This is a genomic window from Streptomyces sp. NPDC021019, assembly GCF_044333295.1.
Classification (GTDB): domain Bacteria; phylum Actinomycetota; class Actinomycetes; order Streptomycetales; family Streptomycetaceae; genus Streptomyces.
Genome location: NZ_JBIRQR010000007.1, coordinates 367,108 through 386,316, shown reverse-complemented (window position 1 = coordinate 386,316; position 19,209 = coordinate 367,108). Strand labels below are relative to the sequence as shown.

Sequence of the window (19,209 nt, the reverse complement as noted above, 5' to 3'; positions counted from 1 at the left end):
CCCACTGGGGCGCCGACCCCGGTTTCGTCCTCGCCCCCTCTCTCTCCCCGAGGGGCCTGGACGACTTCGTCGACCGGGTCGTCCCGCTCCTCTCCTCCAGGAGGGCGGAGCGTTCCGCTCCGAACACACCGGCTCCACGCTGCGGTCGCGCCTCGGCCTCCCGGAGCCGGTATGGAAAGGTTGACCGCATGAGCACGGACGCACAGCAGCAGGAGCAGGGTGGCGGGCCGGACGCCGCACAGGACTGGCAGCGGTGGCACGAAGGGCGCGTCGTCGCCGTCGCCGCCCCGTACGGCCCGCTCTCCCTGACCGGAACCCACTGGCTCTCCGACTACCCGGAAGGGCGAATTCCGGCCGTCCCGGGGCAGTGGCGCGAGGACGGCGACGCGGTGATCCTCACGGCCGCCGCCCAGGAGGGCGTCGTCGTCGACGGCAAGCCGCTGACCGGCGAGGTCAGGCTGGGGGCGGACCGTGGGCCGATCGACGACTCACGGGTGGCGCGGGGGGAGCACCGGCTGGTGGTGCTCCGCCGCGAAGGGCTGTGGGCGGTACGGGACTTCGATCCGGGGGCACCGGCCCGGCACGCCTTCTCGACCATCGGGGCCACCCCGTACGACCCCCGCTGGGCGCTGCCGGGGACCTTCCGTCCCTACGGCGACGACCGGACCGTGCGGGTCGTCAACGCGGACGGGGTCGAGCGCGGCCTCGGGCTCGGCGGCGAGATCGCCTTCACGGTGGACGGCGACGAGCACACGCTCCAGGTCGCGGTCGAACCCGACGGGTCGCTGTGGGCCGTCTTCGCCGACACGACCAGCGGGAACGGCAGCTACCGCTTCCGTTTCCTGCGGCCCGCGGCGCCCGCCGCCGACGGCCGCGTGGAGGTCGACTTCAACCGCGCGCTGCTGCCGCCGTGCGCCTTCGCCGATCACTTCATCTGCCCGTTCCCGCCCCCGGGCAACACGCTCTCCGTCGCGGTCCCGGCGGGGGAGCGGAACCGGATCGACGCCTGACCCGCGAGAGGTCGCTCCGGCCCCGGGAGCCCCACGGCTCCCGCGGCCGGAGGCGTGTGTGACCCACGTGGCCGAAAGGCATTCTTGCGCCCCCTGTCCGAGCGCCTCGATACTCCGGTCAGCGATTGTCAGGGGCACGGCAACTCCGGAATCCGGACAGGCCCCCGACTGCGCCTCACGGGCCCGCCACCCCACAGGAGGGCCCCCGATTCCCCTCGGAGGAACCCGAAGTGAGGATCAAGCGCACCAGCAACCGCTCGAACGCGGCGAGACGCGTCCGTACCACGGCCGTACTCGCGGGGCTCGCCGCCGTCGCGGCGATGGCCATCCCCACCGCGAACGCCGAAACCCCCCGGACGTTCAGTGCCAACCAGCTGACCGCGGCGAGCGACGCCGTGCTCGGCGCCGACATCGCGGGCACCGCCTGGAACATCGACCCGCAGTCCAAGCGTCTCGTCGTCACCGTCGACAGCACGGTCTCGAAGGCGGAGATCAACCAGATCAAGAAGTCGGCGGGCGCCAACGCCGACGCCCTGCGCATCGAGCGCACCCCCGGGAAGTTCACCAAGTTGATATCCGGCGGCGACGCGATCTACTCCAGCACCGGACGCTGCTCCCTCGGCTTCAACGTCCGCAGCGGCAGCACCTACTACTTCCTGACGGCCGGCCACTGCACCGACGGCGCGAGCACCTGGTGGGCGAACTCGGCCCGCACCACCGTGCTCGGCACGACCTCCGGGTCGAGCTTCCCGAACAACGACTACGGCATCGTGCGGTACACCAACACCACCATCCCCAAGGACGGCACGGTCGGTGGCCAGGACATCACCAGCGCCGCCAACGCCACCAACGGCATGGCCGTCACCCGCCGCGGCTCCACCACCGGCACCCACAGCGGTTCGGTCACCGGACTCAACGCCACCGTCAACTACGGGGGCGGCGACGTCGTCTACGGCATGATCCGCACCAACGTGTGCGCCGAGCCGGGCGACTCCGGCGGCCCGCTCTACTCCGGCACCCGGGCGATCGGTCTCACCTCCGGCGGCAGCGGCAACTGCTCCTCCGGCGGAACGACCTTCTTCCAGCCGGTCACCGAGGCGCTGAGCGCGTACGGCGTCAGCGTGTACTGACCGGCCCCACCCCGGCCGGGTACGGAGCAGTCCGTACAAACGTGCCCCCGTCCGGAATTCCGGACGGGGGCTCCCGCTCGCCGGGCAGCTCTTGAGAGGATGTCGCCACGACGGGTCGCCGCTACGGGGCGACGGGGGGTGGGGCGACGGGGGCGGGCGCCCCCGGCCACGCTCCGCTGGCATCAGGGGGTAGCAGGTCCGTGAATCGCATCGGAGTGACCGGTCACCGCTCCATCCCCGCCGAGGCCGAGCCCCATGTGCTCGCGGGTCTGCGGGCCGCGCTGTGCGGCCTCGACGGCGCGACGCACGCGCTCTCCAGCCTGGCGGTCGGCGCCGACCAGCTCTTCGCCGATCTCGCCCTCGCCTGCGGCGCCGAACTGACCGCCGTGATCCCGAGCGGCGACTACGAGGCCTGTTTCGAGAACGCCGTCGACCTCGCTCGCTACCGGACGCTCAAGGCGCGCGCGGCGCAGGAGGTCCGGCTCGACTTCGCGCACTCCACCGACGAGGCGTACTACGCGGCGGGCGCCTACATCGCCGACCACTGCGACCGGCTGCTCGCCGTCTGGGACGGCCTCCCGGCCCGGGGCCTCGGCGGCACGGGCGACATCGTGACGTACGCCCGCACCCTGGGCCGCCCGGTCACCGTGATCTGGCGTGACGGAGTACTGCGCGGTTGACCGGAGGGCGCCCCTGACCGGCGGGCGTCCACCGGCTCACACGCGATGTCTGACCAGCCAGTCGGTGTGCTCGGGCGACACGATCCGCTCGGTCTCGAAGACCGCCGTCGGCCAGTGCCGCTCGGTGAGGGTGGTCTCCATGGCGGCCTGCATCGACTCCAGGTCCTTCTCCACCAGCGAGTGCGCCGAGATCAGCGGATGGTGCCGGCGCATCTCGTTCCAGGCGAGACAGGCCGCCGCCGCCGCGGAGAACGCCCCCGTCAGGCCGAACGAGCGGGCTACCCCGAAGGCCTGGAAGACGCTCAGCGCCAGCGCCGGGAGCGTCAGCGCGACAATGGCGCCGGACCACAGGAGCGCCCCGCGCCGGGAGGCCTGCTGGCGCCTGCGGTACCACCGCCGCTGTTCGATGAGCCGGTCCCGTACATAGGTTTCCTTGCGCACCGTGTAGGCCTTGTTCCGCAACGCGCGCATGGATTCCGTGATGAGGCCCCCGGAATCCGGCAGTTCCTCGCGCGGGTCGGCCCAGCCCACTTTCCGTAACTCCTGGAGGCCGTCCTCCAGGCGATTGGCGAACAGCGCCTCCGGGTGCTCGGACGCGCTGTCGAACGGTGCGCCGTGGACCGCGTAGCGCCAGCAGTTGGACTTGATGAACTCGGCCGCCGAGCGGTTCAGTTGCCAGTGCGACTTTGCTTTGCGGTGGGAGGCGAGGAAGGTCGCGAAGAGCACGCCCAGATAGGCCAGCACCGCGGCGCCGTACAGGGCGCGGGCCGCCGGACCGTCCTCGGTGTGCCAGGGCAGCGCTGCGGGCACCGTGCCCGCCACGAGCAGCGCGAGCTGCGCCCGGGTGGTGTTCACGGCCTCACGCTGGCGGGCCACGGCGACCGCGTCCGTGTGGTGGAACAGCGCCGGCAGGTCGTCGTTCCTGAAGACCATGGATCTCAGCGGCTCGGGCAACGCCGTCATGGACGCCTCCGTCTGCAGTTGTCGTATGACCCGGCCGGTCGTGGCGCCTGCCCCGCCCGGGCCACGAGAGTAGGGGGGAGGACCGGACGCGGCAAGAGCGTCCCGGCTCCTCGGACGGTCACCACGACAGGGTTCGGCCACTTCCGCGCGGGTGACCTTCCTCACATCGCGACACTGTGGCAGGGTTGTCCAACTGGGTTGGAAAAGACGTGAGTTGCTGCCCCGCTGCGGGGGCGCGACCACCTCCGTGCGGGGAGGGGCCATCGAGAGCGACCGGGACGGCGGGCGTGCTCCCGCCGCGGTGCGCCGGGCGGGCCGACGCGCCGCGCGCCCGGTCGCGGGTGCCGCGGGCGGGGGCCGCGAACCCGTCCTGGACCGCGTGCGCGTCGCCCGGGCGGGACACGACCTCCCTGGCGAGGAGCTGGTGAACGGGTGAACCGCCGTCCCGCCGGAGCCTCCCGGCGCCCGCCGTCCGGGACCCGCGCGGTGCGCGCGCCCGGCACCCGTGTGAGCGGTCCCGCCGGTTGCGGAAAGCCTCTCACCTGCGCGGGCCGGCGGCGGCGAGGAAGGCCCCCGGCCCCGCCGGTCGCGCCGCTCGTCCCGCGCTCACCCGAGCGGTCGAGCGGAAGGTGGGTATCGAGTTTCGATTCCAGGTGTGAAGGCCGCTCCGCCGGCATGTGGAAGAGCCTCCGCGGTAGTAAAGTGCGCGTGCCGGGACGTGTGATGACACGCAATCCGGCAGCGTTTCAATGTCCGGAAACAGACCCCTTCAGGATCCCCCTAGGACGGCCGTGAAGACCTACGGAACCACCCCCGCCTTCGCCTCTGCGAAGACCCGCGCGACCCTCTCGGCGACCGACGTCCGCAGCGCCGAGGCCGCCAGGAAGATCAACCGCGTATGCGGTGCGACAACGGCCAGGTCCACCCGGATCTCCACGTTCAATTCGGCTCTCTGAGGCGACGTCAGAAGCGGCTAGAATGACGGGATGACAGGACCCCTGGTCCCCTTCCGTGAATTCGTGCTGAAAGTGCACAGCAGGTGCGATCTGGCCTGTGATCATTGTTATGTCTACGAACACGCCGACCAGAGCTGGCTGACACGCCCCAAGACCATCTCTGACGAGGCGATTTCCTGGACTGCCCGGCGCCTGGCCGAGCATGCGACGACTCATGCGCTCCCCTCCGTAACAGTGATCCTGCACGGTGGGGAACCGCTCCTGGCGGGGCCCGCGCGACTGCGACGGGTCTGCGAGGAGCTCGGCGCGGCCCTGAACGGCATCGCTGAGCTGGACCTCAGGATCCACACCAACGGCGTCCAGCTCAGCCCCCGTTACCTCGATCTCTTCGACGAGTTCCACGTCCGGGTCGGGATCTCGCTCGACGGCGACCGCGCGGCCAACGACCGCCACCGCCGGTTCGCCGATGGACGCAGCAGCCACCCGATGGTGCTGCGCGCCGTCGAGCTGCTCCGCGAGGAGCGCTACCGCCACCTGGACCTCGGCCTGCTGTGCACGGTCGACATCCACAACGACCCGGTGGCCGTGCAGGACGCTCTCGCCGGACTCCGACCCCCGCTCGTCGACTTCCTGCTGCCGCACGCCACCTGGGACGACCCGCCCCCACGACCGGACGGATCGCCCACCGCGTACGCCGACTGGCTCCTGGCGGTCTTCGACCGCTGGACGGAGCAGGGCCGCCCCATGCCCGTCCGCATGTTCGCCTCGGTGCTCTCCAGCCTGAACGGCGGCCCCAGCCTCACCGAGTCCCTCGGCCTGGCCCCCACCGACCTCGTCGTCATCGAGACCGACGGGCAGCTGGAACAGGTCGACTCGCTCAAGAGCGCCTACGAGGGCGCCGCCGCCACCGGGTTCGACGTCTTCCGCAACACCTTCGACGAGGTCGCGGCCCACCCCGGCGTCCGGGCGCGGCAGCTCGGTCTGGACGGGGTCAGCGAGACCTGTCGCCGCTGCCCCGTCGTGCGCTCGTGCGGCGGCGGGCTCTACACCCACCGGTACCGCTCCGGCAGCGGCTCCGAAGGCCGCGACAGCGGCTTCGACAACCCGTCGGTCTACTGCGCCGACCTGGCCGCCCTGATCCGGGGCATCGAGGAACGCACGGCCGCGTCCACCGAGTCGCCCGCCGTCCGGGCGCCGGACGAACTGCTCGCCGCCCATCAGGACCTGACCCGGACCCTGCTCGCCGCTCTCCACGACACCCTCGACGGGCGGGGCGGGGCCCTCTGGGACGACGCCTGGCGGCTCGCGGCGACGCTGGAGGCGGCCACCCCGGGCGCCGAGGCTCTCGACACGGTGCTCGCCCACCCCTACACCCGCACCTGGCTCGTCGGCGCCCTCGAGGACGTCGACGCGGGCCGAGGCCTGACGGGGCCCGCCGCCGAACGGCTCGGCGCCACCGTGGCCGCCGCCGCCGTCCGCGCCGGACACGACCTGTCCGTGCCGGTGGCGTACCGGGACGGAGGCCTGTATCTGCCCACCCTCGGCACCGTGCTCCTCGGCGGCCCGGGGGAGCGGGGAACGGCCGTGGTGCGCGCCACGGGCGACGGATTCCGCGTCCGCCGGCCGGAGGACGCGCCCGGCACGGAGCTGCGCATCGCCCCCGATGAGCCCGAGGGCCCGCACTGGCTGCCCGTACGCGTCCTGCGCCGGGCGCCCGCCCCCGTACTCCTGCTGGACGACCTCGACCCCCTCCGCGACTGCTTCGACGCCCCCGCGACCGACCGCCTGGAAGCGGAGGAGGCCGAGGCCTGGGCGCACCGGGTCGGCGAAGCCTGGTCGCTGCTGGCCGACGCCGTGCCCGGCCAGGCGGCCGAGGCGGCCCTCACGTTGACCACACTGACGCCGCTGTTCACCGGTGACGTCGAGCCGGGGCGCCACGGGCCCGGCGCGCTCGGCGTCGGACCGTCGGTCGAGCCGAACGCGTTGGCACTCGGCCTGCTGAGCGGATTGCGCCGGGCGAAACTGCGGGCGCTCGGTGAAGTGACGGATCTTTACGCCTTGGACGGTACCTGGGAACATCGGACGCCTTGGGGGAACGAACACGTGACGTTCTCCCGACTACTGGCCGAGACATTCGAACGTGCGGGGCTCGGGCTTTACGACCCGCGCTTCCTCACGGGTGTTCCGGAAGCTCTCGACAAGATCGAAAAAGCGGCGGAGGTGACGGTCGACGGAAAACAGCTGATCTCCGCTGTCCGCAAGGAGATCAGCGGAACACGGAGTGCGACCGAGAAGAATCGCGGCAAGAGCTTCCCGCCGTCCGGTCATGCGGCGAACGTCCTGGGATCTGACCAGAAAGTGACGTTCGAATGACCGAACGGCAGGGGGGTGGAAAGCGGTCCGCTCCGGAATGATGAGTTCGCTTCCACTCCCTTCCTCCTTCCGGGATGCGAGTGCTCACACAGGACGGGGGTCGTGTGCACGCATCGACGCAACAGCGAGCGGTGGGCCATCGGCCGTATTTCTTTCTGAGTTACGCCCACACGCCGGGGTACGGCGGCGGAGCGGACCCCGATATGTGGGTCGAACGGCTTTTCCGGGACCTCTGCGGCCACGTGATGGCCATGACCGACTTACCCGCGGGCGCGCCGGCGGGCTTCATGGACCGGGAGATACGTTCCGGAGAGGGCTGGTCGGAACGGCTCGGCGACGTCCTCGCCACCTGCCGGGTCTTCGTTCCGCTGTTCTCGCCGCGCTACTTCGCCAGCGAGATGTGCGGCAAGGAGTGGTACGCCTTCGAACAGCGAGCCATCCACCACCGCGCCCGCTCCAACCAGCCCGCCGAGGCCATCGTCCCGGCACTCTGGGTACCGGTGCCGCCGAGCCAATTGCCCGGCTCCGCCGAGCGGTTGCAGTTCAACCACCGTGATTTCGGGGAACGGTACGTCAGCGACGGCCTGTACGGTCTGATCAAGCTCAGACTCTTCGCCGAGGAGTACGAACGGGCCGTCTACGAACTGGCCAAACGCATCGTGAGCGTCGCCGACTCGGTCCGCATCGACACCGGCCGGCCCGTCGACTACCGCCTCGCGCCCAGCGCCTTCGGCTCACCCAGCAGCGGAGTCGGCGCCCCCCGGCCGATGCAGATCACCATCGCGGCGCCGACGCGCCACGATCTGCCCGAGGGCCGCAACAGCGACCACTACGGCGACCACCCCCAGGACTGGAACCCCTACTACCCGGCCGCCGCGCGCCCGCTGGCCTATGTGGCGGAGGAGCTGGTCCGCTCCCTCAACTACCAGGCCGTCATCACCTCGTTCGACGAGGACCGGCACGACGGCAAGACCCCGCCCACCACCCCCGAGATCCTGCTCGTCGACCGCTGGGCCCTCCGGGACGAGGACCACCGCCGCAGGCTCGCCGCCTTCGACGCCGAGAACCGGCCCTGGGTGACCATGGTCGTGCCGTGGAGCCGCGACGACCACCAGAGCAGAGCGGCGGAGAGCGAACTCACCCAGACGCTCGAAGCGACCATGCCGATCAAGATGGGCCAGGGCCGGGCCCTGTGCCGGGCCGCGGCGAAAGGAGTGCCCACCATGGAGGCGTTCGGTCAACTCCTGCCCCAGGTGGTCGAGGTGGCCGCCCAGCAGTACCTCAAGCACGCCAAGGCCTACCCTCCCGGATCCGGCGGCGGCTCCGGTGAGCGGACCCGGCTCACCGGCCCCATGGGCAGTACGAGCTACATCCCCGACCCGCACGACCCTGCGACGGAAGCGGAGGACCTATGAGTGCCGGTCGTGACGGGCGCATCGTCACCTTCTACTCGTACAAGGGCGGTACCGGGCGCACCATGGCGCTCGCCAACACCGCCTGGATCCTCGCGGCCAACGGCAAGCGGGTACTGGCCGTCGACTGGGACCTGGAGGCCCCCGGGCTGCACCGGTTCTTCCACCCCTTCCTCGACCCGGCCACCCTCGGCGCCACCACCGGCGTGATCGACCTGATCACCGAGTACGCCTGGGCCGCGACCAGCCCCGCCCAGCGCCCCGAGGACTGGCACCGCGACTACGCCCGTATCCAGCCGCACGCCGTGTCGCTGACCCCGGAGTCGCTCGGCTGGGAGTTCCCGCAGGGCGGGACGCTCGACTTCGTCTCCGCCGGACGGCAGAACCGCGAGTACTCCGCGACAGTCTCCACCTTCGACTGGGACAACTTCTACGACCGGTTCGGCGGCGGCCACTTCTTCGACGCGCTGCGCGACGACATGAAGGCCAACTACGACTACGTCCTCATCGACAGCCGGACCGGCCTCAGCGACATCGCCGACATCTGCACCGTCCACCTCCCGGACGTGCTCGTCGACTGCTTCACCCTCAGCGACCAGTCCATCGACGGCGCGGCCTCCGTCGCCCGCCAGATCGCCGAGCGCAACACCGGCCGCCCCATCGCCCTCTACCCCGTCCCGATGCGCATCGACGAGGGCGAGAAGGAGAAGGCGGACGCCGGGCGGGCGCTGGCCCGGCTCAAGTTCGACCGGCTGCCGCGCAACCTGTCCGGCGACGAGCTCACCGCCTACTGGGGCGCGGTGGAGATCCCCTACCGGCCCTACTACGCCTACGAGGAGACGCTCGCCACCTTCGGCGACGAGGCCGGGCTCTCCAACTCGCTGCTCTCCGCCTTCGAACGGCTCGTCGCGGTCATCACCGACCGGGAGATCACCTCGATGCCCCCGATCGGCGAGGAGGTCCGCCTGCGGATCCGCGACGCCTTCACCCGGCGCAGGCCCGCCCTGCCCGCCGATCTCTTCCTCAGCTATGTGGCGGAGAACCGGATGTGGGCCGACTGGCTCGAATCGATCCTCACCCGGGCCGGCTTCCGGGTGGTTCCGCGCGACGTCTCCGCCGAACGCTCCCCCGACGAGCCCGCCGACACCACCGAGGAGAGCGCTGCCCGCACCGTCGTGCTGCTCTCCAGCGCCTACCTGAAGTCGCAGCGCGCGGTCGAGCTGTGGGAGCGGACCGCCGCGGAGGCCGTCGGCAGCGGCCGCCGCCGGCTCGTCCCCCTGCGGGTCGGGGACGTACGCCTGAGCGCCCCCTACATCGACCGCAACCCCGTCGACCTCTTCCGGCTGGACGAGGTGCACGCCACCACCGCCGTGATGCGGGCCCTGGACCGCCCGGTGCAGGTGGCGGACGGGGTCTCGCCCGGGCCCCGCTTCCCCGGCACCGTGCCGAGGATCTGGAACGCGCCGCCCCGCAACCCCGGCTTCACCGGCCGCTCCCTCGTCCTGGAGCGGATGCGCGACCAGCTCGGCGGCGGCCTGGCCGTCGTCCTGCCGCAGCCGCAGACCCTGTACGGACTGGGCGGCGTCGGCAAGACCCAGGTGGCCCTGGAGTACGTGCACCGCTTCATGGCCGACTACGACCTGGTGTGGTGGATATCGTCCGAGCAGACCGACGACGTGGTCGCCTCGCTCGCCGAGCTCGCCGTCCGGCTCGGCGCCCAGGGCGGCGACGACATGGCCGCCGCCTCCCAGGAGGCCGTCGACCTGCTGCGGCGCGGCGTGCCCTCGGACCGCTGGCTGCTGGTCTTCGACAACGCGGACGACCCCGAGCAGCTGCGCCGCTACTTCCCGCAGGGCGGCTCCGGCCACATCCTGGTGACCTCCCGCAACCAGAGCTGGTCCCAGCACGGGGACGCGCTGCCCGTGGACGTCTTCCTGCGCGAGGAGTCGATCGAGCACCTCCAGCGCCGGGCGCCGGGGCTGAGCGACGAGGACGCCGACCAGGTGGCGACCGCCGTGGGCGACCTGCCGCTCGCCGTGGAGCAGGCGGCCGCCTGGATCGCGGAGACCGCCACTCCCATCGACGCCTATCTCGAACAACTCGCCCAGCAGGCTCCCCAGGTCCTCGGACTGAACCAGCCGGCCGGCTACCCGGAACCGGTCGCCGCGACCTGGAACATCTCCATCGTCCGGCTCAAGGAGCGCTCGCCCGCCGCCGTGCGGCTGCTCCAGCTCTGCGCCTTCTTCGCCCCGGAACCGATCTCCGCGAACCTCCTCTACAGCAAGGAGATGATCGACGCGCTGAAGCCGTACGACTCCTCGCTCCAGGAGAAGCTGGTGCTGGGCCGGGTCATCCGGGAGATCGGCCGGTTCGCCCTCGCCAAGGTCGACCAGGTCTCCAACTCCATCCAGGTCCACCGCCTCGTCCAGGCCGTGATCAAGGCGCAGCTCAGCGAGGAGGAGCAGCGCGAGGCCCGGCACGTCGTCCACCGCATCCTGGCCGGCGCCCGGCCCGACGACGACGAGCCGATCGACAACCCGGAGACCTGGCCGCGCTTCGCGACGATCTGGCCGCACCTCGGCCCCTCCGACGCCCGCAACTGCAAGGAGCCGGAGACCCGCAGGCTCCTGATCGACCGGGTCCGCTACCTCTGGAAGCGCGGCGACATCAGGACCGCGGGCGCGCTCGGCGACGAGCTGCGGGAGATCTGGCGGGAGAAACTGGGGGAGCGGGACCTGCAGTACCTCTACCTCTGCTTCCACCTCTCCAACATCCTGCGCACCCGCGGTCGTTACGTGGAGGCGAAGGAGCTGGACGAGTTCACCCTGGAGCGGCAGCGGGCGGTGCTGGGACCCGAGCACCCGCACACGTACATGACCACCAGCAGCCTGGCCATCGACCTCGGTCTGCTGGGGGACTACGGGCGGGCGATCGAGATGGCGACCGAGGCCCACGAGGGGTTCGGGCAGATCTTCCACGACTCCCACCCCCGGACCCTGGCCGCCGCCAACAACCTGGCCCTGAACCTGCGCAGCGTCGGCCAGTACGCCCGCGCCCGGGAGATCGACCAGGACGTCTACGACCTGCGCTCCCAGGTGCTCGGACCGGAGCACCCCTACAGCCTGTCCTCCGCCATGAACCTCGCCCGGGACCTGCGGGAGGTCGGACGGTACGAGGACTCGGTGGGGCTGCTCAGCACCACGTACAACAGCTTCAAGGAGACGATGGGCCGCAGCTTCCCCACCACGCTGAGCGCCGCGAAGAGCCTCGCGGTGTCGTTGCGCAGGGCGGGCCGGCTGGAGGACGCCCGCCGTCTCACGGTGGCGACCCGCGCCCGCTACCGGGCGAAGTACACCATCGCCAACCCCGATTCGCTGGCCTGCGACCTCAACCTCGCCGCGGACCTGTTCGCGGCGGGCGAGAGCGCCGAGGCGAGGGACACGGCGCAGGAGGTCGTCGACCAGTTCATGAAGGTGCCGGGCGAGAGGCACCCGTACACGCTGGCGGCGCAGAACAACCTCGGCGTCTATCTGACGGGGGCCGGGGAGACGGAAGCGGCTGAGCGGGTGCTGAAGCTGGTCGTCGCCACCATGAGGGAGACGTTCGGCCGCGAGCACCCGAACACTCTGTTCTGCGTGATGAACCTGGCCAGCGCCACGGCGGACCGGGGGGAGCTGGACATCGTGCTGAAGACCGAGCAGCGGCTGGCCGGGCAGCTGCGCGAGGCGCTCGGGGCGCACCATCCGGAGACCCTGGCCATGAGCTCGAACATGGCGGTCACGCTCGCTGCCGTGGGGCGGGAGGACGAGGCGGTGCAGTTGCGGGCGGAGATCGTCCCCGAGCTGTCGCGCCAGCTCGGCGACGACCATCCGCTGGTCCGGATGGCCCGGACCGAGGAGCGGTTCCGGCGGGAACTGGAACCGATGTCGGTGTGACCGCCCGTGCCGGGAGGGCTCATCCTCCCGGCACGGCGGTCGGCCGCATCCCGTCCGGGTGCTCCCGCTCGTCCAGCAGCCAGTCGAGGACGCGGGGAAGCATGGGGAAGGCGTCGAAGTGCGCCGCCGCCGGCTCCAGTACGGCGGTGGCGCCCGGTATCTGCCCGGCCAGCCAGCGGGAGTGGCCGACCGGGGAGAAGACGTCCTTCACCCCGTGCCAGAGGAGCACCCTGCCGGTGATCCCGCCGGGATCGAACCCCCAGGGGCTGCAGAACGCGATCGCGTCGTCGATCCAGCCGTAGGCCGAGGTGCGCAGCCCCTCGCTGTAGTTGCGCAGCAGCATGGAGCGGATCCCCGCGTCGTTGACCACCATCCGGTCGGATTCGGTCAGCTCCCGGCGCAGGTCGTCCAGGAGTCTGACCGGGTCCCGGCGGATCTGCGCCGAGCGCGTGATGAAGGACTCCGCCAGGCTCTCCGGGTCGTCGGCCGCGGTGGAGTACGCGAGCACATTGGACGCGGTCATCCCGTCGAACCAGTCGAGACCGGCCGCGTCCGGGGGCGCGAGACTGACCAGCGCCGCGGTCCGGGTGATCCGTTCCGGCATCAGCGCCGCGCAGGCCAGGGCGTGCGGGGCCCCGCCGGAGCGGCCCACCACGGCGAATCGCCTCAGGCCCAAGGCGTCGGCGATGGCCCGGACGTCCTCGGCGACGTCCGCGATCCGACGGCCCTCGTGCCGGTCGCTGCCGCCGTATCCCGGGCGGTCGTAGGTGATCAGCTGCGTATGGCGCTGGTACAGCACCATGCCGCGGGGAGCGGGCCCGAGCCTGCTCCCCGGAGTGCCGTGGAGGAGGAAGACCGGTCTCCCCCGCGGATCGCCCATCCGCTCCACCATCAGATGCCGCCCGTCCGCCGCGAGCACCCGATTGCGCACCCGTTCCTCCTCCGCTCGGTCACCCGGCCGGCCCGGGCACGGTGTGCCCGGCGTGTGCTGCCTTTTCGATGATGACCCATCAGGGGCGTTACCGGGACTGTTGGGCGACAGGAACTGTGAAGGTACGGGGAGGCTCCCGGCGGACGATTTCCGTCGGCATCCGGACGGGTCGGCACACCATCCGGACCGGCGACGGCGAATACCGGACAGGACTAGTCCTCACCCAGGGGCCGTCAACGGTTGCACCGGGTGTTCGCGATCGGGACCGACGTGGTACGACCCGAGGGTGCTGAACGCCTCGCGGGCGAAGCGTCGCTGTCGTGTGCACGTCTGGAAGCCGACCTTGTGTGCGCTTCGCCGCGTCGGAATAGTGGGCGCCCCATCCTCCGTGTACGGGCACCCCACTTGCTCCGTGCACGGCCCCACAGGAGGTCGAAGTTGAAGCATCGACGCATATCCAGGAAGCGCGCGACGCTGGCCGGCTCGGCCGTCGTCGCCCTGCTCGCAGCGGGATTCACGTTCCAGACTGCGAACGCCAGTGACGACGTGCCGACGTTCGCGGCCAAGACCCTCAACGCGGAAGCGGCCGGAGAGCTGGCCACCGCCCTGGACCGTGACCTGGGCGCGGACGCCGCAGGCTCGTACTACGACACCACGGCGAAGACACTCGTCGTGAACGTCGTCGACGAGGCCGCCGCGGAGCAGGTCCGCCAGGCGGGCGGCAAGGCCAGAATCGTGGAGAACTCCCTCGCCGAGCTGAAGTCGGCCCGGGGGACCCTCACCGACAAGGCGACGATCCCGGGCACCTCCTGGGCGATCGACCCGGTGAGCAACAAGGTGCTCGTCACCGCCGACAGCACGGTCGACGGCGCGGCCTGGAAGAAGCTCTCGGCCGTGGTCGAGGGTCTCGGCGGCACGGCCGAACTCAACAGGACGGCAGGTGAGTTCACGCCGCTGATCGCGGGCGGCGACGCGATCTGGGGTTCCGGCTCCCGCTGCTCCCTCGGCTTCAACGTGGTCAAGGGCGGGGAGCCGTATTTCCTGACCGCCGGCCACTGCACCGAGTCGGTCACCAGCTGGTCGGACACCCAGGGCGGCTCGGAGATCGGGGCGAACGAGGGCTCCAGCTTCCCGGAGAACGACTACGGCCTGGTCAAGTACACCTCGGACACCGCGCACCCGAGCGAGGTGAACCTCTACGACGGCTCGACCCAGGCGATCACGCAGGCGGGCGACGCGACGGTCGGCCAGGCGGTCACCCGCAGCGGCTCCACCACCCAGGTGCACGACGGTGAGGTCACCGCGCTGGACGCCACGGTCAACTACGGCAACGGCGACATCGTCAACGGCCTCATCCAGACGACGGTCTGCGCCGAGCCCGGCGACAGCGGCGGCGCCCTCTTCGCGGGCGACACCGCGCTCGGTCTGACCTCGGGCGGCAGCGGCGACTGCTCCTCGGGCGGCACGACCTTCTTCCAGCCGGTACCGGAGGCGCTGGCCGCCTACGGCGCCGAGATCGGCTGACGTTCCACCGCGTCACGGCGAAAGGGAGAGGCCCCCGGGTACCCGGGGGCCTCTCCCCATGTGCGGTGCGAGGCGGAGCTGGGTGGCGTGGCCGGCCGGGAGGTCAGGCGGCCTCGGGCAGATGGTCGGAGTCCGCCTTGGCCGGGGAGACGCCGAAGGCTTTCACGGCCTGGTAGTAGGTCCAGGCCGTGCCGTTGCACGAGGTCTTCGTCGCGCCCGAGTAGCGGGCGCACACGCGCTTGAGGTCCTCGTAGAAGGCGGAGTCGACGCGGGCCTTGTTGGCGGAGAACGTACCGGCGGCCTTGTAGTTCCGGTAGCCGAAGTCATGGCGGGCGCAGGAGGTCTGGAAGGGGAAGCCGAACGGGTTGTCGGGGGAGCTGCTGCAGTAGTCCGTCGACCAGTCGAAGCCGTACGCCGACCAGGCGCCCTGGTTGTTGCGGGCGGCGCTCCAGGCGTTGTGGCTGGAGGCGCTGGTCTGGGTCCAGGAGCTGAGCACCTGGGGTTTGTCGGCGGGGGCGGCCGCGGCGGAGGCGGCGGTGATCAGGCTGAGCGGGAGCGACAGGGCGACCGCGGCGAGCGGAACCGTGAATCGACGACGCATGAGCGACCTCCGTGGGGGTGAAAGGGGTGGTCCTGGCCGTGCTCCTCGTCGGGTGGTACGAGGCCGCTCCAGCATGTCGTCATGTCCCTGTCATGACTAGGCGTCGCGCTGACCGGACGTCAAGAATGGGTGCGCACGTCAGATGGGGCCGCCTTGCGGCGGCCCCATGAACGTTCTACCGAGCGGGAGCGGGCGTCAGACAGCCGTCGATCCGCCTGCCGCACGTGCCGTCTCCGCACCGTCGTCGTCCCGCCCCGCGCGGTGCCGCATCGACAGGAGCAGGGTCAGCGCCGTGCCGACGACCGCCCAGGCCGAGAGCACCAGCAGGGGCCCGGTGACCGCGTTGCCCCGGAAGTAGGCGATCGAGCGGGCCACCCAGGTGCCCGCGCCCGGAGGGAGGGCCGGGCCGATCGCCCGCCAGAAGTCCGGGAGCATCGGGAGCGGGAAGGCTCCCCCCGCGCTCGGGTTGCCGGCGATGACGATGATCAGGACGGCCAGGCCGATGCCGACGATGCCGGTCAGCGCCTCCAGGGCGAGCGTGATCATGCCGACCGAGAAGACGACCAGGGCGCCGAGGCCGGCCAGGCCCCAGGAACTGCCCGGCAGCGCTCCGAGGATCGGGCCGATGATGACCGCGCCGCCGATGCCGCCCGCGATCGCGTACAGCGCCATGACCAAGGTCCGGATCGTGGCCCGCTGCCGGTTGGCGGGTTTCGTGCCCGCGCTGATCGCCAGGATCGAGGCGCAGAGATAGCCGCCGACGCACCAGCCGACCACCAGGTAGAAGGACGAGAGTCCGTCGAAGTCGTCGGCGGAGGCCGGCGCCACGTCCACGGTCCGCACGGCCCGTTGCTGGGAGCCCTCGACCCGGGCGATGATCTTCTCCAGGGCGCCGGAGAGCACGGTCCCGCCCCCGGAGGCGACCAGCAGGGTATCGGTGCGGCCCTCCGGCGAGACGATCAGGGCACCCTCGATGTCGCGGTTCATGATTTGCTCGCGGGCCTCGGCGGCGGTGCTCACCGTACGGGGGTCGAGCGGTCCGCCGGGGAGCCCGTCCAGCCGGTCGACGAGCTGCTGGGACATCTGCCGCGGGGCCACCACTCCGAAGGCCACATCCGTCGGCGTGGGCTTGTGCAGCGCTCCGACGTAGGAGGCGATGAACAGCAGTTGCAGTCCGAGCACACCGATGACGAGCAGGGCGGCGCGTGGGGTGACGGCGTTCTTCACCTCGTCGACGAAAGTCATGCCCCCACGGTCCCGGCGTGACGGCGTCCGCGCAGGCGGGGCGGGGCCGAACGGCGTAGCGCGGCGGCGGGCCGGCCTCAGGCTTTCCTTTCGTAAGGGCATGCTCTGCGGTAAGTTCCAGCCGTGGACGTGAGCTCTGAGGTCAAGGACGAGAAAGCCGTCGCGATGAGCGACGCATTCACGGCGGACTGCCCCGCCCGCACGGTGCTGAATCACGTCAGCAGCCGATGGGGCGTGCTGATTCTGGCCGCGCTGCAGGAGGGGCCGATGCGCTTCTACGTGCTGCGGGACAGGATCGGCGGCATCAGCGAGAAGATGCTGTCCCAGAATCTGCGGGTGTTCGTGCGGGACGGACTGATCGCCCGTGAGGTCGAAGCCACGGTGCCGCCCCAGGTGACCTACTCGCTCACCCCTCTGGGGCGGGAGCTGGCGGTGACGCTGGGCGGCCTGGTCGAGTGGATCACGCATCGGATCGGAGATGTCATCGCCGCGCGCGAGCGCCATGACGACGTGAAGTGAACGCGCTGTCCGCCCGGCGCCCCGCTCCCTGTGGAGCGGGGCGCTTTTCCCTGTCGGGCGACTTCTCGAATGTTTCCCCGGGCCGGCCGTCCGGCCTGCGCGCCATCGGCCCGGTTGGGGGCTGACCGACAGGTAAGCCCTTACTAATCGAAAGCTCACAACCTAGGGTGAGCCCGACGGGCCGAGTGGCCCGGAAGGGAGCTTTCGGTGGATACGGAAACCGCGCCGCGCGCCGGGGTGCGCGAGTGGATCGGACTGGCGGCCCTGGCGCTGCCCGCGATGCTCGTGATCATGGATATGAGCGTGCTCCATCTGGCGCTGCCGACCCTGAGCCGGGATCTGGAGCCTTCAGGGGCGCAACTGCTCTGGATCACCGATGTCTACGGGTTCGTCATCGCCGGCGCGATGATCACCATGGGTACGCTCGGCGACCGCATCGGCCGTCGCCGGATGCTCATGATCGGGGCCGTGGCCTTCGGCTGCGCCTCGGTGCTCGCCGCCTACGCGCCCACCGCGGAGACGCTGATCGTGGCCCGCGCCCTCCTCGGCCTCGCCGGCGCGGTGCTGGGCCCGTCGACGCTGTCGCTGATCAGCGCCATGTTCCACGACGCCAAGCAGCGCGGTTTCGCCATCACGGTGTGGATGACGAGCTTCATGCTGGGCGGCGCGGTCGGCCCGTTGGTCGGCGGCCTGCTGCTGGAGGCGTTCTGGTGGGGTTCGGTCTTTCTCGTGGCCGTGCCTGTCATGGTGTTCCTGCTGGTGGCGGGCCCGTTGGTGCTCCCGGAGGTCCGTCATCCGGACGCCGGCCGACTTGATCTGACCAGCGCCGCGATGTCGCTGGCCGCCATCCTGCTGGTCGTCCTCGGCGTGAAGGAGTTCGCCGGGGAGGGCGTCACCCGGCCGGCGCTGTTCGCCCTGGTGGCCGGCCTCGCGATCGGCGCCCTCTTCGTCGTACGGCAGCGTCGGCTCACCGACCCGCTGCTCGACATGAAGCTCTTCGCTGACCGCGGCTTCAGTGTCTCCCTCGGAACGCTGACCCTGACCGTGGTGTTCATGCTGGGCAGCCAGTTCCTCATCGCCCAGTACATCCAGCTGGTGGTGGGCATGGCACCGCTGGAGTCGGCGGTGTGGAGCCTGCCGATGGTCGTCAGTGGAACCCTCGCGATGTTCATCGCCCAGGGCGTGGCGGCCCAGGTGGGCAAGGCGTACGTTTTTGGCGCCGGTCTCACGACCGCCGCCGTCGGCTTCGCCGTGCTCTCCCAGGTGGACGGAGGCTCCGGCATCGGAACCGTCGTCACGGCGGCATCGCTGCTGTTCGCCGGTCTGATGCCGGTCTCGTCCCTCGGGATCGGGATGATCGTCGACGCCGCGCCGCCGGAGCGGGCGGGCTCGGCCGCCGCGGTGGGGGAGACGACCCAGGAGCTGGGCGGCGCCCTCGGCATCGCGGTCCTCGGCAGCGTGCTGAACGTCGCTTACCACAGCGGGGTGGCCGGCTCGGTCCCGGACGGCGTACCCGCCCCCGCCCGGGAGACGGTCATCGACAACCTCCCCGCGGCCCTGGAGGTCGCCGGTCGGATGCCGGCGGAGGCAGGGGCCCAACTCGTCTCCGTGGCAAGGGGCTCCTTCGCCCAGGGCCTCTCCTGGATCGCGATGGGAGCCGTCCCGGTCATGCTCGCACTGGCCATCACGGCCACGGTGCTGCTCCGGAACGTGGGGCGCGCCGACGGGGGCGCGGGCCAGGAGGGCGAGGCGGAGGAAGCGGGAGAGGTCGGCAAGCCGACGTCCACGGCGGGGACGTCGACGTGAAGTGACCCGACCCCGCGTCATGCGGCCGGCCATGGGTCGCCCTCGTCGGGGGAGGCGGGTGGCCGGCCGGGTCGGTGGCCGGGAACGAGCACTCCGCCCCCGCCAGTTTTTACCGACGCGTAAC

At 71.2% G+C, this 19,209-nt stretch carries 14 protein-coding genes and 1 pseudogene; 11 read left to right on the top strand and 4 right to left on the bottom strand.

Going from position 1 to position 19,209, the window contains the following annotated elements; all coding sequences use genetic code 11:
* Positions 1 to 11 precede the first annotated feature (11 nt).
* The 4 genes and pseudogenes from ACH4RG_RS30955 to ACH4RG_RS30940 all read left to right on the top strand — a co-directional run.
* Positions 12 to 184 (top strand): annotated as a pseudogene (locus ACH4RG_RS30955) (F420-dependent methylene-tetrahydromethanopterin reductase); the annotation flags it as partial.
* Positions 185 to 188: 4 nt separating this feature from the next.
* Positions 189 to 1,010, top strand: coding sequence for a DUF1684 domain-containing protein (locus ACH4RG_RS30950; protein WP_398540555.1), 822 nt, complete (start codon positions 189 to 191; stop codon positions 1,008 to 1,010).
* A 230-nt stretch (positions 1,011 to 1,240) separates the two neighbouring features.
* The gene (locus tag ACH4RG_RS30945) at positions 1,241 to 2,140 is read left to right on the top strand and encodes a S1 family peptidase (RefSeq protein ID WP_397922581.1); all 900 of its coding nucleotides are present in this window, start codon (positions 1,241 to 1,243) and stop codon (positions 2,138 to 2,140) included.
* A 200-nt stretch (positions 2,141 to 2,340) separates the two neighbouring features.
* A complete protein-coding gene (locus ACH4RG_RS30940) occupies positions 2,341 to 2,820 on the top strand; it encodes a hypothetical protein (RefSeq protein WP_397922583.1) in 480 nt (159 codons plus the stop codon).
* A gap of 36 nt (positions 2,821 to 2,856) precedes the next feature.
* On the opposite strand, the gene ACH4RG_RS30935 is transcribed toward ACH4RG_RS30940, so the two are convergent.
* A complete protein-coding gene (locus tag ACH4RG_RS30935) occupies positions 2,857 to 3,783 on the bottom strand; it encodes a DUF4231 domain-containing protein (protein ID WP_398163543.1) in 927 nt (308 codons plus the stop codon).
* 791 nt (positions 3,784 to 4,574) lie between these two features.
* Between ACH4RG_RS30935 and fxsA the strand changes: the two genes are divergently transcribed.
* The 4 genes from fxsA to fxsT all read left to right on the top strand — a co-directional run bounded on the left by fxsA (position 4,575) and on the right by fxsT (position 12,459).
* The gene (fxsA, locus tag ACH4RG_RS30930) at positions 4,575 to 4,739 is read left to right on the top strand and encodes an FxSxx-COOH cyclophane-containing RiPP peptide (protein ID WP_073805814.1); all 165 of its coding nucleotides are present in this window, start codon (positions 4,575 to 4,577) and stop codon (positions 4,737 to 4,739) included.
* 30 nt (positions 4,740 to 4,769) lie between these two features.
* Complete coding sequence (gene fxsBH / locus ACH4RG_RS30925; protein WP_398540554.1) at positions 4,770 to 7,112, top strand: radical SAM/SPASM protein FxsBH, inactivated beta-hydroxylase extension form; 2,343 nt, start codon at positions 4,770 to 4,772, stop codon at positions 7,110 to 7,112.
* A gap of 74 nt (positions 7,113 to 7,186) precedes the next feature.
* Positions 7,187 to 8,527 (top strand): FxsC protein, encoded by a 1,341-nt coding sequence (gene fsxC / locus ACH4RG_RS30920; RefSeq protein ID WP_397922589.1) that lies wholly within the window; start codon positions 7,187 to 7,189, stop codon positions 8,525 to 8,527.
* Positions 8,524 to 12,459 (top strand): FxSxx-COOH system tetratricopeptide repeat protein, encoded by a 3,936-nt coding sequence (gene fxsT, locus ACH4RG_RS30915; protein ID WP_398540553.1) that lies wholly within the window; start codon positions 8,524 to 8,526, stop codon positions 12,457 to 12,459. The genes fsxC and fxsT overlap by 4 nt, the downstream gene beginning before the upstream one ends.
* A gap of 19 nt (positions 12,460 to 12,478) precedes the next feature.
* Here fxsT and ACH4RG_RS30910 read toward each other — a convergent pair whose 3' ends face one another.
* The gene (locus ACH4RG_RS30910; protein WP_398163545.1) at positions 12,479 to 13,390 is read right to left on the bottom strand and encodes an alpha/beta fold hydrolase; all 912 of its coding nucleotides are present in this window, start codon (positions 13,388 to 13,390) and stop codon (positions 12,479 to 12,481) included.
* Between the two features lie 345 nt (positions 13,391 to 13,735).
* Here ACH4RG_RS30910 and ACH4RG_RS30905 point away from each other — a divergent pair, with 345 nt between their 5' ends.
* Positions 13,736 to 14,914 (top strand): alpha-lytic protease prodomain-containing protein, encoded by a 1,179-nt coding sequence (locus tag ACH4RG_RS30905; protein ID WP_398540552.1) that lies wholly within the window; start codon positions 13,736 to 13,738, stop codon positions 14,912 to 14,914.
* Between the two features lie 103 nt (positions 14,915 to 15,017).
* Here the strand turns inward: ACH4RG_RS30905 and ACH4RG_RS30900 are convergent, their stop codons facing one another.
* On the bottom strand, positions 15,018 to 15,515 hold the full coding sequence (locus ACH4RG_RS30900) for a phospholipase (RefSeq protein WP_397922597.1): 498 nt from the start codon (positions 15,513 to 15,515) through the stop codon (positions 15,018 to 15,020).
* A gap of 195 nt (positions 15,516 to 15,710) precedes the next feature.
* Complete coding sequence (locus ACH4RG_RS30895; RefSeq protein ID WP_397922599.1) at positions 15,711 to 16,760, bottom strand: DUF3533 domain-containing protein; 1,050 nt, start codon at positions 16,758 to 16,760, stop codon at positions 15,711 to 15,713.
* 123 nt (positions 16,761 to 16,883) lie between these two features.
* Here ACH4RG_RS30895 and ACH4RG_RS30890 point away from each other — a divergent pair, with 123 nt between their 5' ends.
* On the top strand, positions 16,884 to 17,279 hold the full coding sequence (locus tag ACH4RG_RS30890; RefSeq protein WP_397922601.1) for a winged helix-turn-helix transcriptional regulator: 396 nt from the start codon (positions 16,884 to 16,886) through the stop codon (positions 17,277 to 17,279).
* A 207-nt stretch (positions 17,280 to 17,486) separates the two neighbouring features.
* Positions 17,487 to 19,085 carry an MFS transporter gene (locus ACH4RG_RS30885; RefSeq protein ID WP_398163547.1) on the top strand — a complete coding sequence of 533 codons (1,599 nt, stop codon included), beginning with the start codon at positions 17,487 to 17,489 and terminating at the stop codon, positions 19,083 to 19,085.
* The last annotated feature ends 124 nt before the right edge of the window (positions 19,086 to 19,209 follow it).